The 23959-nt window shown below is 60.2% G+C and carries 16 protein-coding genes, 1 tRNA gene and 2 pseudogenes; 17 read left to right on the forward strand and 2 right to left on the reverse strand.

Going from position 1 to position 23959, the window contains the following annotated elements:
* Positions 1–10 precede the first annotated feature (10 nt).
* The 17 genes and pseudogenes from AC07UI_RS12730 (at position 11) to AC07UI_RS12810 (ending at position 21081) form a co-directional block, all read left to right on the forward strand.
* Entirely contained in the window at positions 11–1369 is a 1359-nt protein-coding gene (locus AC07UI_RS12730; protein WP_494992819.1) for a glutamine synthetase family protein, read from the forward strand.
* 41 nt (positions 1370–1410) lie between these two features.
* Positions 1411–2499, forward strand: a complete 1089-nt coding sequence (locus AC07UI_RS12735; RefSeq protein WP_494992820.1) for a polyamine ABC transporter substrate-binding protein — start codon at positions 1411–1413, stop codon at positions 2497–2499.
* 52 nt (positions 2500–2551) lie between these two features.
* Positions 2552–3850 carry an NAD(P)/FAD-dependent oxidoreductase gene (locus AC07UI_RS12740; RefSeq protein ID WP_494992821.1) on the forward strand — a complete coding sequence of 433 codons (1299 nt, stop codon included), beginning with the start codon at positions 2552–2554 and terminating at the stop codon, positions 3848–3850.
* A gap of 65 nt (positions 3851–3915) precedes the next feature.
* Positions 3916–5658 carry an amidohydrolase gene (locus tag AC07UI_RS12745; protein WP_494992822.1) on the forward strand — a complete coding sequence of 581 codons (1743 nt, stop codon included), beginning with the start codon at positions 3916–3918 and terminating at the stop codon, positions 5656–5658.
* Positions 5659–5767: 109 nt separating this feature from the next.
* On the forward strand, positions 5768–6544 hold the full coding sequence (locus AC07UI_RS12750; protein ID WP_494992823.1) for a TorF family putative porin: 777 nt from the start codon (positions 5768–5770) through the stop codon (positions 6542–6544).
* 554 nt (positions 6545–7098) lie between these two features.
* Complete coding sequence (gene fdnG, locus AC07UI_RS12755; protein ID WP_494992824.1) at positions 7099–10164, forward strand: formate dehydrogenase-N subunit alpha; 3066 nt, start codon at positions 7099–7101, stop codon at positions 10162–10164.
* Positions 10165–11115: a formate dehydrogenase subunit beta gene (fdxH, locus tag AC07UI_RS12760; protein ID WP_494992825.1), complete on the forward strand. Its 951-nt coding sequence runs from the start codon at positions 10165–10167 to the stop codon at positions 11113–11115.
* Positions 11112–11765, forward strand: coding sequence for a formate dehydrogenase subunit gamma (locus AC07UI_RS12765; RefSeq protein ID WP_494992826.1), 654 nt, complete (start codon positions 11112–11114; stop codon positions 11763–11765). The genes fdxH and AC07UI_RS12765 overlap by 4 nt, the downstream gene beginning before the upstream one ends.
* Positions 11766–11769: 4 nt before the next feature.
* Positions 11770–12696 (forward strand): formate dehydrogenase accessory protein FdhE, encoded by a 927-nt coding sequence (gene fdhE, locus AC07UI_RS12770; RefSeq protein ID WP_494992827.1) that lies wholly within the window; start codon positions 11770–11772, stop codon positions 12694–12696.
* Between the two features lie 241 nt (positions 12697–12937).
* A complete protein-coding gene (gene selA / locus AC07UI_RS12775) occupies positions 12938–14341 on the forward strand; it encodes an L-seryl-tRNA(Sec) selenium transferase (RefSeq protein WP_494993086.1) in 1404 nt (467 codons plus the stop codon).
* Positions 14338–16257: a selenocysteine-specific translation elongation factor gene (gene selB / locus AC07UI_RS12780; RefSeq protein WP_494992828.1), complete on the forward strand. Its 1920-nt coding sequence runs from the start codon at positions 14338–14340 to the stop codon at positions 16255–16257. The genes selA and selB overlap by 4 nt, the downstream gene beginning before the upstream one ends.
* Before the next feature lie 6 nt (positions 16258–16263).
* A tRNA-Sec gene (locus AC07UI_RS12785) sits at positions 16264–16359 on the forward strand.
* A gap of 52 nt (positions 16360–16411) precedes the next feature.
* Positions 16412–16750: a carboxymuconolactone decarboxylase family protein gene (locus AC07UI_RS12790; RefSeq protein ID WP_494992829.1), complete on the forward strand. Its 339-nt coding sequence runs from the start codon at positions 16412–16414 to the stop codon at positions 16748–16750.
* 262 nt (positions 16751–17012) lie between these two features.
* Positions 17013–17927, forward strand: a pseudogene (gene ctlX / locus AC07UI_RS12795) (citrulline utilization hydrolase CtlX); the annotation flags it as partial.
* A gap of 39 nt (positions 17928–17966) precedes the next feature.
* Positions 17967–19202 carry an aspartate aminotransferase family protein gene (locus AC07UI_RS12800; protein ID WP_494993087.1) on the forward strand — a complete coding sequence of 412 codons (1236 nt, stop codon included), beginning with the start codon at positions 17967–17969 and terminating at the stop codon, positions 19200–19202.
* Positions 19192–20223 (forward strand): annotated as a pseudogene (locus tag AC07UI_RS12805) (HAMP domain-containing protein); the annotation flags it as partial. The gene AC07UI_RS12800 and the pseudogene AC07UI_RS12805, both read left to right, overlap by 11 nt.
* A 93-nt stretch (positions 20224–20316) precedes the next feature.
* Entirely contained in the window at positions 20317–21081 is a 765-nt protein-coding gene (locus AC07UI_RS12810) for a methyl-accepting chemotaxis protein (RefSeq protein WP_494993088.1), read from the forward strand.
* A 98-nt stretch (positions 21082–21179) separates the two neighbouring features.
* On the opposite strand, the gene AC07UI_RS12815 is transcribed toward AC07UI_RS12810, so the two are convergent.
* The gene (locus AC07UI_RS12815; protein WP_494992830.1) at positions 21180–22031 is read right to left on the reverse strand and encodes a CAP domain-containing protein; all 852 of its coding nucleotides are present in this window, start codon (positions 22029–22031) and stop codon (positions 21180–21182) included.
* 347 nt (positions 22032–22378) lie between these two features.
* Positions 22379–23836, reverse strand: a complete 1458-nt coding sequence (locus tag AC07UI_RS12820; RefSeq protein WP_494992831.1) for an MFS transporter — start codon at positions 23834–23836, stop codon at positions 22379–22381.
* Positions 23837–23959 lie beyond the last annotated feature (123 nt).

The following is a 23959-nucleotide window of genomic DNA, read 5'->3' on the forward strand; positions in this document are numbered from 1 at the left end:
ACGAGGCGTTATGAAAGGCAATCTGGATCGACTGAGCCAATGGCTCAAAGAAAACAAAATCACTGAAGTCGAGTGCCTGATCTCTGATCTGAGCGGCATTGCTCGGGGCAAAATATCTCCAACCAACAAGTTCCTCAACGAGCAGGGCATGCGCCTGCCGGAGAGTGTGTTGTTGCAGACGGTCACCGGCGATTACGTCGAAGACGATATCTACTACGACCTGCTGGATGCGGCGGATATCGACATGCACTGCCGCCCGGACGAAGGCGCGGTGTTTATCGTGCCATGGGCTCTGGAGCCCACCGCACAGGTGATTCACGACACTTATGACAAGCAAGGGAATCCGATTGAACTGTCGCCGCGCAACATCCTGAAAAAGGTGTTGAGGCTCTACACGGAGCGCGGCTGGAAGCCAATCATTGCGCCCGAAATGGAGTTCTACCTGACTCAACGCAGCCCTGACCCGGATTACCCGTTAAAACCACCGATTGGCCGTTCCGGTCGCCAGGAAACAGGGCGTCAGTCCTATTCGATCGAGGCGACCAACGAATTCGATCCGCTGTTCGAAGACATGTATGACTGGAGCGAGGCCCAAGGCCTGGACCTGGATACCTTGATTCACGAAGAAGGCACTGCGCAGATGGAGATCAACTTCCGTCACGGAGATCCGTTGTCCCTGGCCGATCAGATCATCGTTTTCAAGCGGACGCTGCGCGAGGCGGCTCTCAAACACGATGTCAGCGCCACGTTCATGGCCAAGCCAATGACCGGCGAGCCGGGTAGCGCGATGCATTTGCACCAGAGCGTGGTGGACCTGAAAACCGGTGCATCGGTGTTTTCCAATCCCGATGGCAGCATGAGTGAGTTGTTCATGCACCACATCGGCGGGTTACAGAAATACATTCCCGAAACCCTGCCGCTGTTCGCGCCCAATGTGAATTCGTTCCGTCGTTTTCTACCTGATACCTCGGCGCCGGTTAACGTCGAATGGGGCGAGGAAAACCGTACGGTCGGTCTGCGTGTGCCGGATTCGGATCCGCAGAATCGTCGGGTCGAAAATCGCCTGGCCGGTGCTGATGCCAACCCTTATCTGGCCCTGGCGGCCAGCCTGCTGTGCGGTTACGTGGGCATGGTCGAGGGGATCGAGCCAAGCCCGGCGGTGGTCGGCCGCGGTTATGAGCGGCGCAACCTGCGCCTGCCGCTGACCCTGGAGGCGGCGCTCGAACGCATGGAGCACTCGGACATGACCAAAGAGTATCTGGGCGAGCGTTTCACCAAAGGCTTTGTCGCGGTCAAACGGGTCGAGCACGAGAACTACAAGCAGGTCATCAGTTCCTGGGAACGGGAGTTCCTGTTGCTCAGCGTGTAGTGCCCCACATTCTCAAATGTACCCACAGCAAGGACATGTGAATGAAACGTTTCGCGCTAAAACTCATGCTCACAACGCTCTGCGGTCTGGCTGGCCAGGCTTCTGCGCAAAGTATGGTGAATATCTATAACTGGACCGATTACATCGCTGAAACCACGCTCGCTGACTTCCAGCGGGAAACCGACATCAAGCCGGTCTATGACGTTTTCGACTCCAATGAAACCCTGGAAGGCAAGTTGCTGGCCGGGCATACCGGCTATGACGTGGTGGTGCCGAGCAATCACTTTCTCGGTCGGCAGATCAAGGCCGGGGCTTTTCAAAAGCTCGACAGGACGCAACTGCCCAACTGGAAGAACCTCGACCCGGTGTTGCTGCAACGCCTGCAAGCCAACGATCCGGGAAATCAGTACGCCGTGCCGTATTTGTGGGGTACCAATGGCATTGGTTACAACGTTCAGAAGATAAAACAGGTGTTGGGCGTCGACACCATCGACTCCTGGAGCACGTTGTTCGAGATCGAGAACCTCAAGAAGCTGCAGGCCTGCGGCGTCGCCTTCATGGACTCCGCAGACGAGGCTATGCCGGCAATGCTCAATTACCTGGGACTGAACCCCAACAGCACCCGGCTGGAAGATTACAAGGTCGCGGAGCGCAAACTGCTGACCTTGCGTCCTTACATCACCTATTTCCATTCCTCCAAATACGTCTCGGATCTGGCCAACGGAAACATCTGCATCGCCTTCGGCTATTCAGGCGATGTGTACCAGGCAATCCATCGTGCCCAGGAGGCCGGGAACGGAGTCAGGATCGCCTACACGGTCCCGAAGGAGGGCGGCAACCTCTGGTTCGATATGTTGGCCGTTCCGGCCGATGCCAAAAACCCCGAACAAGCTCATGCCTTCATCAACTATCTGCTCAAACCCGAGGTGATTACCAAGGTCAGCGAGTATGTGGGCTACGCCAACGCCAATACCCCGGCTACGGCACTGATGAGTGAGGACATCACCGGCAATCCATCGATCTATCCCCCCGAATCGGTACAGGCAAAGCTCTACGTCTCGACGCAACTGCCACCCGACATCATGCGCTGGATGAATCGTTCCTGGAGCAACCTCAAGTCCGGGCGTTAACCCCTGCGCCGGGTTGCAACTTGCGCCCGGCAACTGATAGGCAGTAGCTCTTATGACGTCCCAGTTTTCTTCACCGCAGTCGTATTACAGCGCCACTCGAAATCGTCAGCTCGACTGCCCGCCACTTGAAGGCCAGGCACAGGCTGATGTGTGCATCGTCGGTGCTGGTTTCACCGGATTGAATACCGCGATCGAACTGGCTGAACGGGGCCACTCGGTGATCGTTCTGGAGGCACACCAGATAGCCTGGGGCGCCACCGGACGCAATGGCGGTCAGTTGATTCGTGGCATTGGACACGACCTTGGTGCGCACGAAAAAGCCATCGGTAGCGAAGGCGTAAAGGTGCTTGAGCAATTGGGCCTGGACGCGGTTGATTTGGTTCGTCAGCGGGTACAGCAGCACGGCATCGAGTGTGATTTGCGCTGGGGCCACTGTGAACTGGCGAACACCCCCCGACATTTTCAGAACCTGTTGGCGGAGCAGGAGGCACTCAAAAACCAGAGTTACCCTCACAAGGTCGAGCTGGTCGAACAACGCGACATGCACAAAGTAGTGGGTTCTGATCGCTATGTCGGCGGCCTGATAGACGAGGGATCGGGGCATCTGCATCCGCTCAACCTGGCATTGGGCGAGGCCGCTCTGGCCCAACGTCTGGGCGTACGCTTGTGCGAAAACAGTGCGGCCGTTCGTATCGAATATGGCAGCAGCATTCGTGTGCACACCGCCAACGGTGTGGTTCACGCCAAGACGCTGGTACTCGCCGGCAATGCCCATCTGGGTGATCTGGAATCGGCACTCAGCGGCAAGGTGCTTGCTGCCGGCAGCTACGTCGTGGCGACTGAACCGTTGAGCGAGGCCCTTGCCCAGACACTGATACCCGGCAACCGGGCGCTGTGCGATCAGCGTGTGGGGCTGGATTACTATCGTTTGTCGGCGGATCGGCGGTTGCTGTTTGGTGGCGCGTGTCACTACTCAGGACGGACCCTCAAGGATATCGCCGGCTACATGCGCCCGAAAATGATCGAGGTGTTTCCAAAGCTAGCGGCTAAACGCATCGACTTTCAGTGGAGCGGGATGATTGGCATCGGCGCCAACCGACTGCCGCAGATTGGTCGCTTGCAGGCTCAGCCTAATGTGTTCTACGCCCAGGCTTACGCCGGGCATGGGCTCAATACCACGCACATGGCGGCTCGGCTGGTGGCTGAAGCCATCAGCCTTGAACACAGCAAAGGTTTCGACCTGTTCGCCAGCGTGCCGCACATGACTTTTCCCGGCGGCAAACTGCTGCGCTCTCCGTTGTTGGCATTGGGCATGTTTTGGTACCGGCTCAAGGAAATCGCAGGCCACTGATTCGCTCAGTCGCCAAGAGCAAAACCAAGATAAAAACAAAAATATAAACATAAAAGGATGTTCAGATGAAGCGATTTACCCCGTGCTTACTGGCGGCAATGCTAACGCTCCCCTCACTGCAGGCCATGGCGGCGGCGGACCTGGTACTCACCAATGGCAAGGTATTTACCGGCATTCCCGGGCAAGCCTTGGCTAAAGCAGTTGCGGTAGAAAACGGCAAGATCCTGAAAGTCGGTAGCGATGCAGACATCAACGCACTGGCCGACGCCCATACGCAACGGATCGATCTCGCCGGCAAGGTCTTGATGCCGGGCATGATCGACAGCCACAGTCACCCGGTGATGGCCGGTCTGGCTAGCCTGCGCGCAAATCTAAATGACGAAGTAAAACCGCTGGCCGACCTTGAGCGATGGATCCTGACTGAGGATCAGGCCGGTCACGCGCGCATGGCGGACGTGGTTAGCATTGCCGGGGTCAGCTCGGCCTATTGGGAACAAAGCCGCGAACTCGGCAAACGCTTCAATCAGGGACGCTGGGCCGAGCAACCGGTGGTACTGAACGGTATTGACGGTCATACCGGCTGGGCCAATAACGCAATGCTCAAGCGCCTGAAGATCGATGCTGCACTGGTCAAAAGCCTGCCGGAAAAAGAGCGCAACTATATCGGCCACGAAGCGGACTTCACACCCAATGGTTATTTTGCAGAAAATGGCTGGGACCGGGTCCGCAGTCAACTTCCCGCACCCCCCGCAGAGCTCATGCTGAACGCCACCCGCGAGGCGGTGAAAATCAACAACCAGTACGGCGTCACCGCCTGGATGGACGCAGCGGCTAATGCCGGCAGCGGTGACTCACTATTCGAATTCACCCCGACTGAGCAGAGTTACGGCGTACTGCCGCTCTACCGCGAACTGGCAGAGAAGGGCGAACTCAGCGCACACGTCGCCGCTTTGCTGATCACCAATCCGAAAAGCAAGCCGGCCGACCTGGAAGTTCTGGCCAAGGTGATGAAAAAATTCGAGGGCGTACCCAACCTGACCTTCCCGGGTATCAAGGTCTTTGCAGACGGCATCATGGAATTTCCAGGGCAATCCGCCGCGGTTATCGACCCGTTCAAGAACAGTCTTAAAAGTGGCCAATTGCTAATCGACCCGGCGCACTTTGGTGAGCTGGTGGTGGCGGCAGAAAAGCGCAACTGGATCGTGCACATGCATGCCGTTGGCGACCGCGCGGTCCGTGAGTCACTCAATGGCTTTGAATATGCACGCAAGCTCAACCCGACGCCGATGGCCCATAGCATCAGCCACCTGCAACTGGTCAACCCCAAAGAGTTTCCGCGCTTCAAGCAGCTTGGGGTGATCGCCTCCATGCAGCTACTCTGGGCCACTGGTGAGGACTACACGGTGAAGTTGGTCAAACCCTATATCAGTGCCTTTGCCTACCGTTACCAGTATCCCGCGCAGTCCCTGCATAAAGCTGGCGCCATGATTGCCGGGGCCAGCGATTGGCCGGTTTCCAGCCCCAATCCGTGGAACGCCATTGCTCAGGCCAACACTCGGAAAGGTCCGCTGGGTGTGCTGAATGCCAAGGAAAGCATTGATCGTCAGACCATGTTCTACGCCTACACCATCAACGCCGCCAAAGCCCTGCGTCTGGATCAGCAGATTGGCTCTCTGGAGCCCGGCAAACAGGCCGACCTGATCATCCTCGACCGCGATGTATTCAAGGTCAGCGACGACGAGTTGTTCGACACCAAGGTCCTGAAAACCTTTTTCGCCGGCAAGCAGGTTTACGCCCCCGACGCCTGACAACCCACGCGCCCACGCCACGTAACACACCTGACGCCGCGCGTTGCGGGGCGTTGGGCGCTGCCTTGCCCAAAATCACCCGCGCACTCATAAAAATAAGAGAATCCATATGAACGCATTGTCTGTCTTCGTGCTTGCCGGCCTTGCGCTGTCGCCACTGATCGGCGCTCAGGCGCTGGAACTCAACGACAACTTCGTCCTCGCCATTACTCCCACCCTGGTCAGTGATTATCGCGCTAGCGGCATCTCGCAAACCCTCGGCGACCCTGCGGCGCAACTGGCGATCACCCTCAACCACTCCAGCGGCTTGTATGCCGGTATCTGGACCTCGAATGTCGACTTTGGCGATGACTCCAGTACGCGTCAGGAGCTCGAATACTATGGCGGCTATTTCTGGCAAATTGCCGACAACATCAGCCTCGACACCTTCTACACAAAGTACGAGTACCCGCGTGCAAGCCAGTACAACCAGAGCGACATCCAGTCCACCCTTGATGTTTATGGCGTCTTGCTCGGTGGCAAATACGTCAACAATATGAAAGGCCCTGACTACGTCGATGAAGATGGCAATTTCCAGAAGGGCAAAAAAGACGAAGACGTTTCTTCGGTGTTTATCGGCTACCACACCGTGCTGCCCGCGGAAATCGGCCTGCAAGCGCGCTTTGAGTACGTTGACTACAAGGACGACGTATTCTTCAGCGCCAATGGCAACAGCCGGCCCGACTACCACGATTGGGAAATCAAACTGAGTCGTGACTTTGTCGGCATTACCTGGGGCGTGAGTTACATCGATACTGATCTTTCGAAAAGCGAATGCCTGAGCTTTACCGGTTACGACGACTTGTGCGGCGCAACCCTGGTGGCCAGCGTCGGCAAGACGTTCTGAAGCCCTGTGGAGTGGGGCGGCTGAACGCCTCATGACCAAGCCTGAAATGGGAGTGCCCGTTGGAGGGAGTCGCTCTGACGCCTCCCGATAGATTCAGGTCTTCATGGGTGATTCGCAATGGCGGTAACCAGATCTTTGACCCCCATGGATCACGTGCCAAAGAAAGAAACTGGCGGGAGCACCGCCATCTGGAAGCATTAGTTTCCAGGTCTGGGAGTCTTTAGTTCGGAGAACTCAAGAGATCAACTGCATGGAATGCAGGGACACTATGATCTTCAGCCTATGGGGCATGTCGATCATTCATATCATTTAAAAGCCTCGCATAAACACCATTACCGGTGTCCTGGATTACTTGACCAGATCATGCTTGTTCCCTTGCGCTGCTCACAAGATGTGTTCATGAACGCTGAGCACACCACCGACGATCAGGTTTCAATACATTCCTTGCAATCTTGACTAAAGTTTCAAGTGTCGGCGGCCGTAAAACCGTCGCCGTGATCGTCCAAGAGATCCCGGCCATGTACCGGGTAACTCCACCTGATCAGGAGTGCACGATGGACCTCAACCGTCGTCAGTTCTTCAAGGTCGCCGCCATCGGCCTAGGAGGCTCGAGCCTGGCCGCGCTGGGCATGGCCCCGGCACCCGCCTTCGCCGAGCAAGTGCGCCACTTCAAACTGGCCCATACCCATGAAACCCGCAACACCTGCCCCTACTGCTCAGTGGGTTGCGGCTTGATCATGTACAGCCAGGGCGATACGGCCAAGAACGTCGCCCAGAGCATCATCCACATCGAAGGCGACGCCGACCACCCGGTTAACCGCGGCACCCTGTGCCCCAAAGGCGCGGGCCTGCTGGACTTCATCCATAGCCCCAGCCGCCTGCAATACCCGCAGGTGCGCAAGCCGGGCAGCAACGAGTGGACACGGGTGTCCTGGGATGACGCACTGGATCGCATCGCCGATCTGATGAAGGCCGACCGTGACGCCAACTTCATCGAGAAGAACGCCAAGGGCCAGACGGTCAATCGTTGGCTGACGGTGGGTTTTCTCGCTGCCTCCGCGTCCTCCAACGAGGCCGGTTACATGACCCACAAGGTCGTTCGCAGTCTGGGCATGCTGGGGTTTGATAACCAGGCACGTGTCTGACATGGCCCGACGGTGGCAAGTCTTGCCCCAACGTATGGCCGTGGCGCGATGACCAATCACTGGACTGATATCGCCAACGCGAATCTGGTCCTGGTCATGGGCGGTAATGCCGCCGAAGCCCACCCTTGTGGCTTTAAATGGGTGACCGAAGCCAAAGCGCACAACCAGGCGCGACTGATCGTGATCGACCCACGCTTCACCCGTACCGCCTCGGTGGCCGACTATTACGCACCGATTCGCACCGGCACCGACATCGCCTTCATGGGCGGTCTGATCAACTATTTGCTCACTGAAAACAAAATCCAGCACGAGTACGTGCACGCCTATACGGACGTGTCGTTCATCGTCAAGGAAGGCTTTGGTTTCGAGGACGGGCTGTTTACCGGCTACGATGCGACCAAACGCACTTACAGCGACAAGTCGAGCTGGGGCTATGAAATCGGCGAGGACGGTTTTGCCAAAGTCGATCCGTCCCTGCTGCACCCGCGCTGCGTCTACCAGCTGATGAAGCAGCACTACAGCCGCTACACCCTGGAACTGACCAGTCAGATCTGCGGCATGCCGCAAGATGCCATGAAAAAAATCTGGGAAGAGATCGCCACCTGCTCGCAACCGGGCAAGACCATGACGATCCTCTATGCCCTGGGCTGGACCCAGCATTCGACCGGCTCGCAGATGATCCGCAGCGCGGCCATGGTGCAGCTGCTGCTGGGCAATGTCGGCATGCCGGGCGGGGGCGTCAACGCCCTGCGCGGGCACTCCAACATCCAGGGCCTGACCGACCTCGGGTTGCTGTCGAACCTGCTGCCCGGTTACCTGACACTGCCGGGCGATGCCGAACAGGACTACGACACCTACATTGCCAAGCGTGCGCTCAAGCCGTTGCGGCCCGGGCAGTTGTCCTACTGGCAGAACTACGGCAAGTTCCACGTCAGCCTGATGAAAGCCTGGTACGGCGCCAACGCCACCGCCGACAACCACTGGGGCTACGACTGGCTGCCCAAGCTCGACATTCCCGGCTACGACATATTGAAAGTGTTCGACATGATGGGCAAAGGGCAGGTCAACGGCTACGTCTGCCAGGGCTTCAATCCCATCGCCGCCTTGCCCGACAAGAACCGTGTGATGGTCGCGCTGGCCAAACTCAAGTGGCTGGTGGTGATGGACCCGCTGACCACCGAAACCTCGGAATTCTGGCGCAATGTCGGGCCTTACAACGATGTCGAAACAGCCAGCATTCAGACCGAAGTCATCCGCCTGCCGACCACCTGTTTTGCCGAAGAGGACGGCTCGCTGGTCAACAGCGGTCGCTGGCTGCAATGGCACTGGAAGGGAGCCGAGGGCCCGGGACAGTCACGTACCGACGTAAAAATCATGAGCGACCTGTTCATACGTTTGCGTCAGCGCTACCAGGCCAACGGCGGTGCCTTCGCCGAGCCGATACTCAAGCTCAGCTGGCCCTACAAGGTGCCCGACTCGCCGACGCCCGAGGAGATTGCCAAGGAGTTCAACGGCTACGCCATTGCCGACGTCACCGACGCCACGGGGACGACGGTCAAGGCCGGGCAGCAGCTGTCCGGTTTCGCCCAGCTCAAGGACGACGGCAGCACAGCGTCCGGCTGCTGGATCTTCTGCGGCAGCTGGACCGAGCAGGGCAACCAGATGGCCCGCCGCGATAACAGCGACCCCTACGGTATGAAGCAGAACCTGGGTTGGGCCTGGGCCTGGCCGATGAACCGGCGCATTCTCTACAACCGTGCCTCGGCTGACCTGCAGGGCAAGCCCTGGGATCCGAAGAAGCGCCTGGTGTGGTGGAACGGCAAGGTCTGGAGCGGCACCGACGTGCCCGACTACAAGGCCGACGTGGCGCCGGAAGCGGGGATGAACCCCTTCATCATGAACCCCGAAGGGGTGGCGCGGTTCTTTGCCGTCGACAAGATGAACGAAGGGCCGTTCCCGGAGCATTACGAACCGTTCGAGACGCCCATTGGCATCAACCCGCTGCACCCCAACAACAAAAAGGCGACCAGCAACCCGGCCGGGCGCATCTTCGATTCCGTCTGGGAGTCGCTCGGGACGGCGAAGGACTTCCCCTATGCCGCCACCAGTTACCGGCTGACCGAGCACTTCCACTTCTGGACCAAGCATTGCCCGATCAATGCCGTGACCCAGCCCGAGCAATTCGTCGAGATCGGCGAAGTGCTGGCCAAGGAGAAGGGCATTGCCGCCGGCGACCGGGTGCGGGTCAGTTCCAAACGCGGGCATATCGAGGCAGTGGCGGTGGTGACCAAGCGGATCCGTCCGCTGCAGGTCAACAACCAGACCGTGCACCAGATCGGCATTCCATTGCACTGGGGTTTCACCGGAGCGACCCGGCATGGCTATCTGACCAACACCCTGGTGCCGTTCCTCGGTGACGGCAATACCCAGACCCCGGAATCCAAGTCATTCCTGGTCAACCTGGAGAAAATATAAATGGCCAGTCAAGACATCATTGCCCGTTCGGCTACCACCACCGCGCCGCCCTCGGTTCGACAGCAGGAGGAAGTGGCCAAGCTGATCGATACCACCAAGTGCATCGGTTGCAAGGCGTGCCAGGTCGCCTGTTCGGAATGGAATGAATTGCGCCACGAGGTCGGCCACACCCACGGGACTTACGACAATCCCCAGGACTTGGCCGCCGAGACCTGGACACTGATGCGCTTCACTGAGTACGAAAACCCTCAGGGCAATCTGGAATGGTTGATTCGCAAGGACGGCTGCATGCACTGCGCCGAACCTGGCTGCCTGGCGGCTTGCCCCAGCCCGGGGGCGATCATCAAGCACGCCAACGGCATTGTCGACTTCGACCAGGACCATTGCATTGGCTGCGGCTATTGCATCACCGGCTGTCCGTTCGACATTCCGCGTATTTCGCAGAAGGACCACAAGGCCTACAAGTGCACGCTGTGCTCGGACCGGGTGGCAGTCGGTCTGGAGCCAGCCTGCGTCAAGACCTGCCCGACCGGCGCCATCGTGTTCGGCAGCAAGGAGGACATGAAAGAGCATGCCGCCGAGCGCATCGTTGACCTCAAGTCACGGGGCTTCGACAACGCGGGTCTGTACGATCCGGCGGGAGTGGGTGGCACCCACGTGATGTACGTGCTGCACCACGCCGACCAGCCATCGCTGTACGCCGGCCTGCCGAATCAGCCGGTCATCAGCCCGTTGGTAGGACTGTGGAAGGGCGTGAGCAAGCCATTGGCGTTACTGGCCATGGGGGCCGCGGTGCTGGCCGGATTCTTCCATTACGTACGCATCGGCCCGCAGCGGGTGGAGGAAGACGAGCACCCGGCCGGCAAGGACGACAGCGTGCACGAGGTCGACCCGGCCGTGCATGTCTATGACCCGAACAAACCTGGACCGCAGGACGGCAGACGACCATGAAAGACAAAACGATCCTGCGCTATAACGCCAACGAACGCACCAACCACTGGCTGGTGGCGATACTGTTCGTCATGGCGGCTCTGTCGGGGTTGGCACTGTTCCATCCAGCGCTGTTCTGGCTCAGCCAACTGTTCGGTGGGGGCCCCTGGACGCGCATCCTGCACCCGTTCATGGGCGTGCTGATGTTCGTGTTTTTTCTGGGGCTGGTGATTCGCTTCTGGCGGGCTAATATTTTTATCGCCAACGACCGCCTGTGGCTCAAACGGATTGACCGGGTGATGCGTAACGAAGAGCAGGGCGTACCGCCGATTGGCAAATACAATCCCGGTCAGAAGCTACTGTTCTGGGTCCTGCTGGCCTGCATGCTGGTGCTACTGTTTAGCGGGCTGGTGATCTGGCGGGCCTATTTCAGCCAGTACTTCGGTATCACCTCCATTCGCCTGGCAGCCCTGCTGCATGCCCTGGCGGCGTTCGTGCTGGTGCTGAGCATCATCGTGCATATTTACGCCGCCATCTGGATCAAAGGCTCGGTCAGCGCGATGGTGCATGGCTGGGTCAGCCGCGCCTGGGCGAAGAAACACCATGAGCTCTGGTACCGTGAGGTAACCCGCGACGAGACGCCGGACAGCCAGATAACCAAAAAGGGATGACACCTTGAGCCTGATACTGGAGCCCGGACAGATCGAAGCGTCGGCGAGCACGCCGCCGTTCCTGCGCCTGCCACCGCACAACCTGTTCACTTTGCGTGCTGTGCGCCTGGAACAGTTGGCCAGCGGGCATCCACTGGCCGACTACCTGCGGTTGGTCGCCGGTCTGTGCCACCTCCAGCAGAGCCTGTTGGACGAGCCACCGGTGTCGACGGCACTGGACCCTGAACACCTGATGGTGTGCCAGCAACATGGCATGCCGCCGCTGGCCGCCGACAGTCTGGTGCGCGAGGACGGCTGGTTGCCGTACCTGGATGCCTTGCTGCGGCGTTACCAGGCACCGCCGCAGCCTACGGTGCAACAGGCCGTGGCGACCTTGCGCAGCGCCCGTGTCTCGCAACGCAAAGTCTGGGCGATTGCCTTGCTCAGCGGCCAATATGCAGGGCTGCCGGCGGCGCTGGTGCCGTTTCTCGGCGCTGCCTTGCAGGCGGCCTGGAGCCACTGGCTGCTAAGCATGCAGGCTGGCGAGCTGAAACCTTGCGCCAGCCTGGGCCAATGCCCGGCCTGCGGCTCGCCGGCCATGGCCGGGGTGATCCACCAACGGGGCAAGTACAACGGGCTGCGCTACCTGGTGTGTTCGCTGTGCGCCTGCGAATGGCATGTGGTGCGGGTCAAGTGCGTTTACTGCGAACAGAGCAAGGGGCTCAAATACGTCAGCCTCGATAATGACCGCCACACGGCCAGCCAGGCGCCACTGCGGGCTGAAATCTGTCCCGGCTGCAACAGCTACCTGAAACTGCTCTACCTGGAAAATGACGCCGACGCCGAAGCCCTCTCGGCGGACCTGAGCAGTCTGGCGCTGGACATGCGTCTGGACCTGGAAGGTTACCAACGCCTGGCGCCGAACCTGATGCTGGCGCCTGGCGGCGATTGATCACAGCCACGCATGCCGTAACCCTTGTAGCAGCTGCCGAAGGCTGCGTCCGCTCGCGAAGCGTGCGCATGATTTATGATTGCATGAAAGTCCTGCGGACTTTAACGCAGCCTTCGGCAGCTGCTACGGGGGGCCACCATTTGACTCAACGTTAGCGCTTGCCTTACGAGAAGCGAGACGGCATCTACACTCAAGGCCTGTACAGACTGTGGGAATTGCTATGTTGTCTGCCAAGCCCCCATTGCATCTGCCCTCCATCGACAGCCTGCTGCGCAGCCCCGCCTGCCAGCCACTGGCCGAACGTTATGGCCGCGACGCCTTGCTCGCCACTCTGCGGCAATTGCTCGATGACGTGCGTGAACCGGTCCGGCTTGGCCAACTCGACGCCGTTGAATTCACCGACCAGGTATTAGCGGGCAGGGCAGGCGAGCGCCTGGCAACCCAACACAGCAGCCGGGTGCGGCGGGTGTTCAACCTCACCGGCACGGTGCTGCACACCAACCTGGGGCGGGCGCTATTGCCGCAGGAAGCCATCGAGGCGGTGCAACTGGCTGCCCGCTATCCGCTCAATCTGGAGTTGGACCTGCAAAGCGGCAAGCGCGGCGACCGCGACGACTTGATCGAAAATCTGCTCCGCGAGCTGACCGGCGCCGAGGCGGTGACGGTGGTCAACAACAATGCCGCCGCCGTGTTGCTCGCGCTCAACAGCATGGGGGCGCGCAAAGAGGGCATCATCTCCCGCGGCGAACTGATCGAAATCGGTGGCGCATTTCGCATTCCCGACATCATGGCCCGGGCCGGGGTCAGGCTGCATGAAGTCGGCACCACCAACCGCACCCATGCCCACGACTACGAGGCCGCCATCGGCCCGCGCAGCGGTCTGTTGATGCGCGTGCACACCAGCAATTACAGCATCCAGGGCTTCACCGCCCAGGTGCCGACCGCCGAACTGGCACAACTGGCTCACCGGCATGGCCTGCCACTGCTCGAAGACCTGGGCAGCGGTAGCCTGCTGGACCTGACCCGCTGGGGCTTGCCCGCCGAACCCACGGTGCGACAAGCCCTGGCCGATGGGGCCGATATCGTCACCTTCAGCGGTGACAAGTTGTTGGGTGGTCCCCAGGCCGGGTTGATCGTAGGCCGCAAGGACCTGATCGCGCGGATCAAGAAAAACCCGCTCAAGCGTGCCTTGCGGGTCGACAAACTGACCCTGGCGGCCCTCGAAGCGGTGTTGAGTCTGTACCGCGACCCCGACCGACTGGCCGAACGCTTGCCCAGCCTGCGCCTGCTGACCCGCCCGCAAGCCGATATCCTCGCCCAGGCCGAACGCCTGCGCCCGCTGTTGGCTCGCGTGCTGGGCGACGGCTGGGGGGTGGCCGCTCTGCCGGCGCTGGGCATGATCGGTAGCGGCAGCCAACCGCTGGCACGGTTGCCAAGCGCCGCCCTGTGCCTGCGCCCGCATGTGCCCAAACGGCTGCGCGGACATCTGCTGCATGGCCTGGAGGCGGCCTTGCGGGCCTTGCCCATTCCGGTGCTCGGCCGCATCGACGACGATGCCCTGTGGCTGGACCTGCGCCAACTGGACGACGAGGCGGCCTGGCTCGCCCAACTGGACCAGCTACAAGGGGAGGGCGAGGCAAAGTGATCGTCGGCACCGCAGGACACATCGACCACGGCAAGACCGCCTTGCTCAAGGCCCTGACCGGCCAGGCCGGCGACCGCCGCCGGGAAGAGCGCGAGCGCGGCATCACCATCGATCTGGGCTACCTATATGCCGCGCTGGAACCGGGGGCGAGCCTGACCGGCTTTATCGACGTACCCGGCCACGAGCGCTTCATCCACAACATGCTCGCTGGCGCCCAGGGCATTGACCTGGTGCTGCTGGTGGTGGCTGCCGATGACGGGGTGATGCCTCAGACCTGCGAGCATCTGGCGATTGTCGAGCTGTTGGGCATCCCCAAGGCGCTGGTGGCGATCAGCAAATGCGACCGGGTCGAGCCGGCCCGGGTGCAGGCGGTACAAGCCCAGGTTACGGCATTGCTGGCGCCCGGGCCTTATTGCGGCGCTCCGCAGTTCGTGGTGTCGAGCCTGACCGGGGAGGGCATCGAGGCCCTGCGTCAGGCGTTGCTGGCGGCCCAGCGCGAGGTCCGGCAGCGTAGTACCTGCGGCGGTTTGCGCCTGGCCATCGACCGTGCCTTCAGCGTAGCCGGGGCCGGTATTGTGGTGACCGGCACCGCCCTCGCCGGGCAAGTGCGGGTGGGCGACACGCTGCTGCTGGGCCAGGCCGGCAAGCCTGTGCGGGTGCGTGGCTTGCATGCGCAGAACCAGGCCACCGTCCAGGCCTGGGCCGGGCAGCGAGTGGCGTTGAACCTGAGCGCCGAACGCCTGGCCCTGGAGCAGATCCACCGTGGCGACTGGTTGCTGGCCGAGTGGCTGTATGCACCCACTCAACGCCTGGACATCGAGATGCAGTTGCTGGGCAGCGAACCACGCGCCTTCGAACATTTCAGCCCGGTACACGTGCATCTGGGCACTCAGGACGTCACCGCCCGGGTCGCCTTGCTGGAGGGCACCCGCTTGGCACCGGGTGAGCGGATGTTCGCGCAACTGTTGGTGAACGCGCCGCTGCAGGCGGTGCATGGCGACCGCCTGGTCCTGCGCGACCAGAGTGCCCGGCGCACCCTCGGCGGCGGCCGCGTGCTCGACCCGTTCGCACCGGCCCGCCAGCGCCGCAGTCCGGCACGGTTGGCGCAGCTACAGGCCCTGGCCGCAACCGAGAGTCTGGAGCAGGTATTGCCTGCGCTGCTGGCCAACAGTGACACAGGGCTTGATCCTCAGCGCCTGGAGCGGCAGTTCAATCGCCTGCGCAGCACCTGGCAGTTGCCCGCGGATGTCTGCGTCATTGCCACGCGCCAAGGCCCGTTGTTGTTCAGTACTGTCCGTTGGCAGGCCCTGAAAGCTTCGCTGCTGGAGCAACTGGCGCGCTTTCATCAACTTGAACCGGACCAACTGGGACCGGACCGGGATCGCTTGCGCCGGTTCGCGGCCACGCCGCTGGACCGACCGACATTCATCAGTCTGCTCGACGAATTGCTGGCCAGCGGCGCCATTGCAGCCAGCGGGCCGTGGCTGCACTTACCCGAACACCAGGTGCGCCTGAGCGAAGAAGACGAGGCCATGTGGCAACGATTGCAGCCGCTGGTGGAACAGGCTGGCTTCGATCCACCCTGGGTACGCGACCTGGCCAGCGCCATCGGCCGTGACGAAGCGGCCGTACGCTTGCTGCTGCGCAAGATGGCGAGATCAGGGCAGGTGCACCAGGTCGTGCGTGACCTGTTTTACGCTGATGCTACGGTGCGCCGATTGGCGGCTATGCTCTTGAAACTGGCCGCCGATAACCCGGCGATTCAGGCAGCGGCGTTTCGCGATACCGCAGGTATCGGCCGCAAGCGCAGTATCCAGATTCTCGAGTTCTTCGACCGTATAGGCTTGACCCGACGGCTCGGCGACCAGCGCCACATTCGCCCGGACAATGCATTGGCGCAAAGAACCGAGGGCTGATTTCCAGGAAGGCAATCGCGCCCGGTGGCGCGGCCGGGCTTCAAACCCGGTTGGGGACGGCAGCCGTTCCCGGGCAGGTTCGACTCCCGCTGCCTTCCGCCATACTGATTCAATGAGGCAACCCCCGTCGCACCTCCAACGCGAGGAGATAAAGATGGAACGCAAGAGAGAGCACAACACCTACCAACGTCTCAAACAGCAGTACCCGGATTACTTTGGCGCTGTGCAGGCCTTGGGTGCCGCTGTGCGGCATGCCGGCCCGCTGGACGAGACGGTCGTCCAGTTGATCCAGCTCAGTGCCGCGGCGGCCATCCGCTCTGAGGGCGCAGTGCACAGTCATGTCAGGCGGGCACTGGAAGCCGGCGCTACGACTGAGCAGATCCATCACACACTGATCTCACTGACGAGCACGATCGGTTTCCCGACCGTCGTGGCGGCCATGAGCTGGGCGGACGATGTGATCGGGAGCGCAGGCAAGGCTGTCCCCGAGTAATACGAGCCAGGCGTGAATCCAAGACTCATTGATTGATGGTTTTGATTGAACATCGAGAAAGGGTCGTAGTGATTTAACCAGGAAATAACACTACGACCTCTTGAGCCGCCAGGTTCGGTACAGCCAATCAGCAAGAGCGGAATCGGCTGCCGAAGTGAAGCTTTCAGCATTCTGAGTCGAGGGCTCATTAGATAACAGCCAAGTCGGACGCTTGAGTGGAGGGAGAATAGCGGCACTCACTTCCCTTTCTTGAAAGGCTCCCATGCAAACGACTAATACAGTGTTGATGATTCGGCCTTCGCGGTTCTCCTTCAATGTTGATACCGCCGCGAACAATCGATTTCAGAAGTGCTCATTGCCGCACGATCAGGCGCAGGCTCAGGCCCTTGAGGAGTTTGACGGCTATGTAGCTGTATTGCGCGAGCAGGGCGTCGAAGTGCTGGTGGCCCAGGACAGTCTGTCCCCACATACGCCTGACTCGATTTTCCCTAACAACTGGTGGAGCAGTCATGCCGACGGCACGCTTGTGCTGTACCCCATGCAGGGACAGAACCGCCGGCTGGAGCGTGACAAGGGTGTTCTGCAAGCGTTGCTGCAGGACTATTCAATCGAACAGGTGCTCGATTTTACCGAGCTGGAGCAGCAGGAGCTGTTCCTGGAGGGCACCGGCAGCATGGTGCTCGATCGAGTTCAACGTATCTGTTACGCCGGTTATTCGACGCGTACCCATGTCGATGCACTGCGCAAGTTCGTCGAGAGCCTTGGGTACCATTTGTGTGCCTTTAGCGCCGTTGACCGTGAAGGGGTGGCGATCTATCACACCAACGTGATGATGAGCGTCGGCACTCGTCTTGCCGTGGTCTGCCTGGAGGCCGTCAGTGATCTTCAGGAGCGCGCCGGGCTTGAGGCTCAGCTGCGATCCAGTGGAAAGGAAATCCTGCCACTGACCTGGGATCAGCTCGAGTCGTTTGCGGGCAACATGCTGGAAGTTCACAACCGAAAGGGTGAGCCCATCCTGGTAATGTCGCGGACCGCCTGGTTCTCCCTGCATACCGAACAACGCCAACTTATCGAGCGACATGCCAAGCCATTGCCGGTGAACATCGATACGATCGAACTGATCGGTGGCGGTAGTGCTCGCTGCATGTTGGCCGAAGTGCATTTGCCAAAGCAAAACAAGCAGGAGGCCGTCGGTCGTGGAGATTTCGATCGTTTCATGGTTCCCAACTATGCACCTGCGCCGTTTATTCCGGTCCGCGGCAAAGGATCACGGGTCTGGGACCAGAGTGGTCGTGAGTTGATCGATTTCGCCGGCGGGATCGCCGTTAATGTGCTCGGCCATGCTCACCCGAAACTGGTCAGTGCCCTGACGGAGCAAGCGAACAAGCTCTGGCATATCTCTAACGTATTTACCAACGAGCCTGCGTTGCGCCTGGCGCGCAAGATGGTGGATGCGACCTTCGCCGACCGCGCGTTCTTCTGCAACTCGGGAGCCGAGGCGAATGAGGCGGCATTCAAGCTCGCACGACGGGTGGCCCATGACCGTTATGGCGAGGAAAAATATGAAATCATCGCCGCGTTGAACAGCTTCCATGGCAGAACCCTGTTTACCGTGTGTGTGGGCGGCCAGCCTAAATACTCCGACGGCTTCGGCCCGAAAATCGAAGGGATTAGCCATGTACCTTTCAATGATCTGGCTGCACTGCAGAGCGCGATCTCGGACAGAACCTGCGCGGTGGTCCTTGAGCCGATACAGGGTGAGGGCGGTGTGCTCCCGGCTGAACGTTCTTACCTGGAAGGTGCCCGCACGCTTTGCGATCAATTCAATGCATTGTTGATCTTTGACGAGGTGCAGACCGGGGTGGGGCGCACTGGAGAGCTGTTCGCTTACCAGCATTACGGCGTTGAACCCGACATCCTGACCAGTGCCAAGAGCCTGGGCGGCGGGTTCCCGATCGGCGCGATGCTGACTCGAGAAGGGCTGGCTCAACATCTGCTGCCGGGCACCCATGGCACCACCTACGGTGGTAACCCTCTGGGCTGTGCGGTGGCCGAGGCGGTGTTTGATCTGGTGAGCGAGCAGAGCCTGCTCGATGGCGTCAAACAACGCGCCGAACAGTTCAAATCTCGCCTTGCCCAAATGGCCGAGCAATATGGCGTGTTCAACGAAATTCGCGGGTTGGGGCTACTCATCGGCTGCGAGCTCAGCGGCGTCTGGCGCGGGCGAGCAAAGGAGGTACTGACCGCGGCGGCCGGGCAGGGGCTGATGTTGTTGCAGGCAGGTCCCGATGTGCTGCGCTTTGCCCCCAGTTTGATTGTGTCCCAGGCCGATACGGAGGAAGGGCTGGCCCGGTTCGAGAGCACGCTTGTGCTTCTGAGCGGAACTGCGAACCAGGTTGAAAGTGAACTATTACCAGCAGGCTTGAGTGGATTAGCCGCCCATGAGCAATAACCTGAAGTTCAGCCACAAGATCCTGCTTGTCGTCTCGCTGATTGTCATCGCCGCTTTCGCGTTATTCACCGCCTACAACGACTACCTGCAACGCGGCGCGATCCGTAAAGACCTGGATAGTTATCTTCACGAAATGGGCGGTGTCACCGCGAGCAACATTGCCAACTGGCTCAATGGCAGAGTGTTGTTGATGGAAAATCTTTCACAGTCGGTGGCGATAGATCCGACCGCGGAAAACATCACGCTGTTGCTCAAACAGCAGGCTCTTGCGTCGACATTTATCGCCACCTATGTGGGGGATAAAGACGGTAAATTCATGACTTATCCGGATGCCAGGATGCCGGATGGCTACGACCCTCGTGCTCGCCCCTGGTACAAGGATGCGCTCAAAAGCGGCGGCCCGACGGTCACCGAGCCTTACATCGACGCCACGACCGGTAACCTGGTCATCTCCGTCGTCGACGCGGTCAACAGGGCCGGACAAACCCTGGGTGTCGCTGGCGGTGATCTGGGCCTGCAGGCCATTGCCGACAGTATCAATGCCCTGGACTTCAATGGCATGGGCTATGCCTTCCTGGTCAGCGCCGATGGCAAGATTCTGGTCCACCCGAACAAAGCGCTGGTGATGAAGACACTCAAGGATGTCTATGCCCAGGATACCCCGCGCATCAGCAGCGATATCAGTGAAGTTCAATCGGATGGCAAAAGCCGGATTGTCACGTTTGCACCGATCAAAGGCTTGCCCTCACTGAACTGGTATATCGGTTTGTCCGTGGACAAGGACAAGGCGTTCTCGATGCTCAGTGAGTTCCGTACTTCAGCGCTGGTCGCCACCCTCATCGCTGTGCTGATTATCATCGCTTTGCTCAGCATGCTGATTCGCATCCTGATGCGTCCGCTGCGGGTGATGACCCGGGCCATGCAGGATATTGCCGACGGTGAAGGCGATCTGACCAAGCGCCTGACCATCCAGTCCCAGGACGAGTTCGGCACCCTTGGTACGGCTTTCAATCGCTTTGTCGAGCGGGTTCATGCTTCGATCCGCGAGGTCTCCTCGGCCACCGAACACGTCAACGAAGTGGCCCTGCGGGTGGTCAGCGCGTCCAATTCGTCGATGCTCAACTCTGACCAACAATCCAGCCGAACCAATAGCGTGGCGGCCGCCATCAACCAGCTGGGCGCAGCTGCACAGGAAATTGCCCGCAACGCAGCCCTTGCCTCGCATCAGGCCAGCGATGCCCGGAGTCTGGCTGAAGACGGTCAACAGGTCGTCGATCGATCCATCCAGGCCATGAACCAGTTGTCCGGGATGCTCAGCACCTCCAGCGGCAATATCGAGACCCTCAACAGCAAAACGGTGAATATCGGGCAGATTCTCGAGGTGATCACCAGCATCTCCCAGCAAACCAACCTGCTGGCACTTAACGCCGCCATTGAAGCTGCCCGCGCCGGAGAGGCCGGGCGTGGTTTTGCGGTGGTCGCCGATGAGGTGCGCAACCTGGCCCATCGCACCCAGGAGTCGGCGCAACAGGTGCAGACGATGATCGAAGAGCTGCAAGTTGGCGCCCGCGAGTCGGTCAGTACCATGAGTCAGAGCCAACGCCACAGCCTGGAAAGCGTGGAGATCGCCAACCTGGCCGGCGAGCGCTTGAATAGCGTGACCCTGCGCATCGGTGAGATCGACGGCATGAACCAATCGGTTGCCACCGCCACGGAAGAACAGACCGCCGTGGTCGAGTCGATCAATACGGACATTAGAGAGATCAACACCCTTAATCAGGACGGCGTGGAAAACCTGCAGTCGACCTTGCGGGCCTGTTCCGATCTGGAGCAGCAGGCAGGCCGCCTGAAGCAGTTGGTTGGCAGTTTTCGGATCTGAGCAGCTGCCCTCACCTTGTGCGGGCAGCTGTGTCTTGCGCGGGCCAGACTCAAAGGTGCCGTCTTCAGCGGCGAAAGTATAGAAACGCGTTCAGGCACTCACTGCGTACCGAACATTGCCGTCCAGTAGATTCCCGCATCACTCTTCGGATCAACCGCATAGGCAGCACCCAGCTCACGAAACTCCGGGTTCATCAGGTTGGCGCAGTGACCGGGGCTGGCCAGCCAGCCATCTACCACCCTGCGCACGGTGTCCTGCCCGGCGGCGATGTTCTCGCCGATCTGCCGACCGACGTAGCCCGCCAGTTCAGCCCGGTCACCCGGCGTGTGGCCATCGCGGTCTTTGTGATCGAAGAAGTTGTTATTGGCCATGGCCCGGGTATGGGTCTGGGCCGCCGTTGCCAGCATGGCGTTCCAGGCCAGCGGCGTCGTGGCGGCAAAGGATTGGGCGCCGCAATGGCGCGGCTGCGTGCGGGCGGTGTTGATCATTGCGAGTAGCTTCTGTCCCTCCGCTTGCCAGTCGCCCAAGCGAGCGGCCAACAGCGGACGCGCCAGCACGATGCGCCACTGACCTCCCTCGCGGCTCACGCCGATATCGATGAATTGCGGGTTCAGCACAACCTGGCAGAAGCTTTCCTGCACCGCCTTCATGGCCGACTGCGCATCACGCGGCCCGGACAAGCTGATCGCCTGCACGCTGACCATCGGATAAGCCGCATTTGCCAGCGCCTGCTGCAGGTTCCCGATGCTACTGGCCGACAGGACCAGACGCGGATCGGCCGCTAGCGGTGGCAGCTCCGAAGACGCCTGGCCCCCACAGCGCTGCACCTGGCTGCGATAGGCGTTGATCGACTCGACCAGTTGAGTCTCTTCGCTCGCCACCGCAGTGGCGGCGAACACCAGTCCCAGAGACAACGCGCCAAGATGCATAACGGATGACAGGACGTGCATGTAAGTCTCCCTTGAGCTGACTGTGCCCATGATGCGCGATTTCATTTCACACAGCGCCATGTTTAGCGGACAGCGTAAGTGCAATGTGCTGTCAGTCTGATGGAATGATTTGATGACTATAGTGTGTAAAACCAACGGGTTCAGTCAGAAGGTTCGACCATGCGCCTCCCATGCATGGCAACCTGCTTGGTAATCGTCCTTCTCCAGGGCCAAGGAATACATCAAGACCGCCGAGACCGGAAAGTTTCTTCTCTATAAGCCTCACGGCGGTACAGCACGATAGGAACGTCTGCTCTTGACAAAGACCGGTTGGGGGAAAATATACGTGTCGCCTTTTGTTTTCTGCCTCATGAGACGTCTTCAGGGAGCGAAGGGCGTGCCACCAGCGCGCGACTTCCAGCCGCGATGGCCAGCGCAGCAGCGATCAGCGCGAGCGCGACTGCGAACGTGATCTGCATACCGGACGCAACGGCCTCGGGGGATGCCGTCGTGAAGTCGGTCGTCGCCGATGCGAACACGAACACCGCACCTATAACGGATGCACCGGTGATCAGTCCAAGATTGCGCGACAGGCTGAGCATGCCGGAAATGACGCCACGCTGGTCCGGGTGGACATCCATCATCACGGCAGTGTTGTTAGCGGCCTGGAATAGCTGATAACCGGGGGTCAAGACGACGATGGCAGCAATGTAGCCCGCAATGCCGAACATCGCCGCAAGCACGGATAGAGCCAATGAGCCAGCCGCCATTGCGATGAGTCCAGCGATGACTGTGTTTGGCGCGCCCAAACGGTCGACAATACGACCAGCCGGGACACCGCTCAGTGCGGAGATGATTGGGCCAATCGACATGACGACGCCAACCAGAGCCAGGTTGAGCCCGAGTGCACGAGAGAGGTAGAACGGCCCGACCACCAGCGTCGCCATCATCACCGTCGAGACGAGCGCGCTCATCGTCAGGCTTGCGCTCAGCACGGGATCGCGGAATATCGCCAATCGGATCAAGGGTGATGCGGCTCTCGCCTCGGCGAACACGAAGAGGCCGGCTCCAAAGACAGCAGCCAGCAGCAGAGCGATGTTGAGCGCACCGAAACTTCCGCGCCCCAGGGTCATGGCGAGTGCATAGGCCGCGAGCGTCAGCGCCAGCAGCAGGGTGCCCACAGGGTCAAAACCGGCACGATCGGTCCTTGGTCTCTGGCGATCGGCAGGCAGGGAGCGATGCGCGAGAACAAAAGTCAGGATGCCCAGCGGTACATTGATGAGGAAGAGGGCCCGCCAGTCGAGTCCGGCGATCAGAACGCCGCCAAGCGACGGGCCGAGAGCGGTGCCAATTGCGGACATCGTCCCCAGTAGCCCCATGGCGCTACCGGTCTTTGCCTTCGCAACCGTCTCACCGATAAACGCCATGGTGAGGGCCATCATGATGGCTGCTCCGAGGCCCTGTGCCGCCCGGGCGGCAATCAGCAGCCAGAGCGTGGGCGCAAAGCCGCACAGGGCCGAGGCCACCGTGAACACAAAGATGCCGGCCAGTAGCAGCCGGCGGCGGCCGATGATGTCACCGAGCCTTCCGACGCTGACGATCAAGGTGGTGATGGCGAGCAGATAAGCGAGGACGATCCACTGGACCTCCTGAAAGGAGGCGTTGAACGCCTGAGCCAACGTCGGCAAGCCCACATTGGCGATGCTGGTGCCGAGCGAGGACAGCAACATCGATAGCGACAGGCTGGCAAGCGCCCACCGAACCGAAGGTGTCCGTTGCACACTTCCAGCGACTGTCTCATCTCGGTTTGCAATGATTGGCTTCAACATGAACTCCTTTTTCTGGCAACTCCCGAAACGGAGCTGTCAGAAGCGTAATCCTTTGCCTGATATGGCGGAAGGCGCACCATTTGCACTTTATTCATGCGTTTAACGCCATGTCACAATCAC

It is taken from the genome of Pseudomonas sp. GW821-FHT04C07, assembly GCF_059420325.1.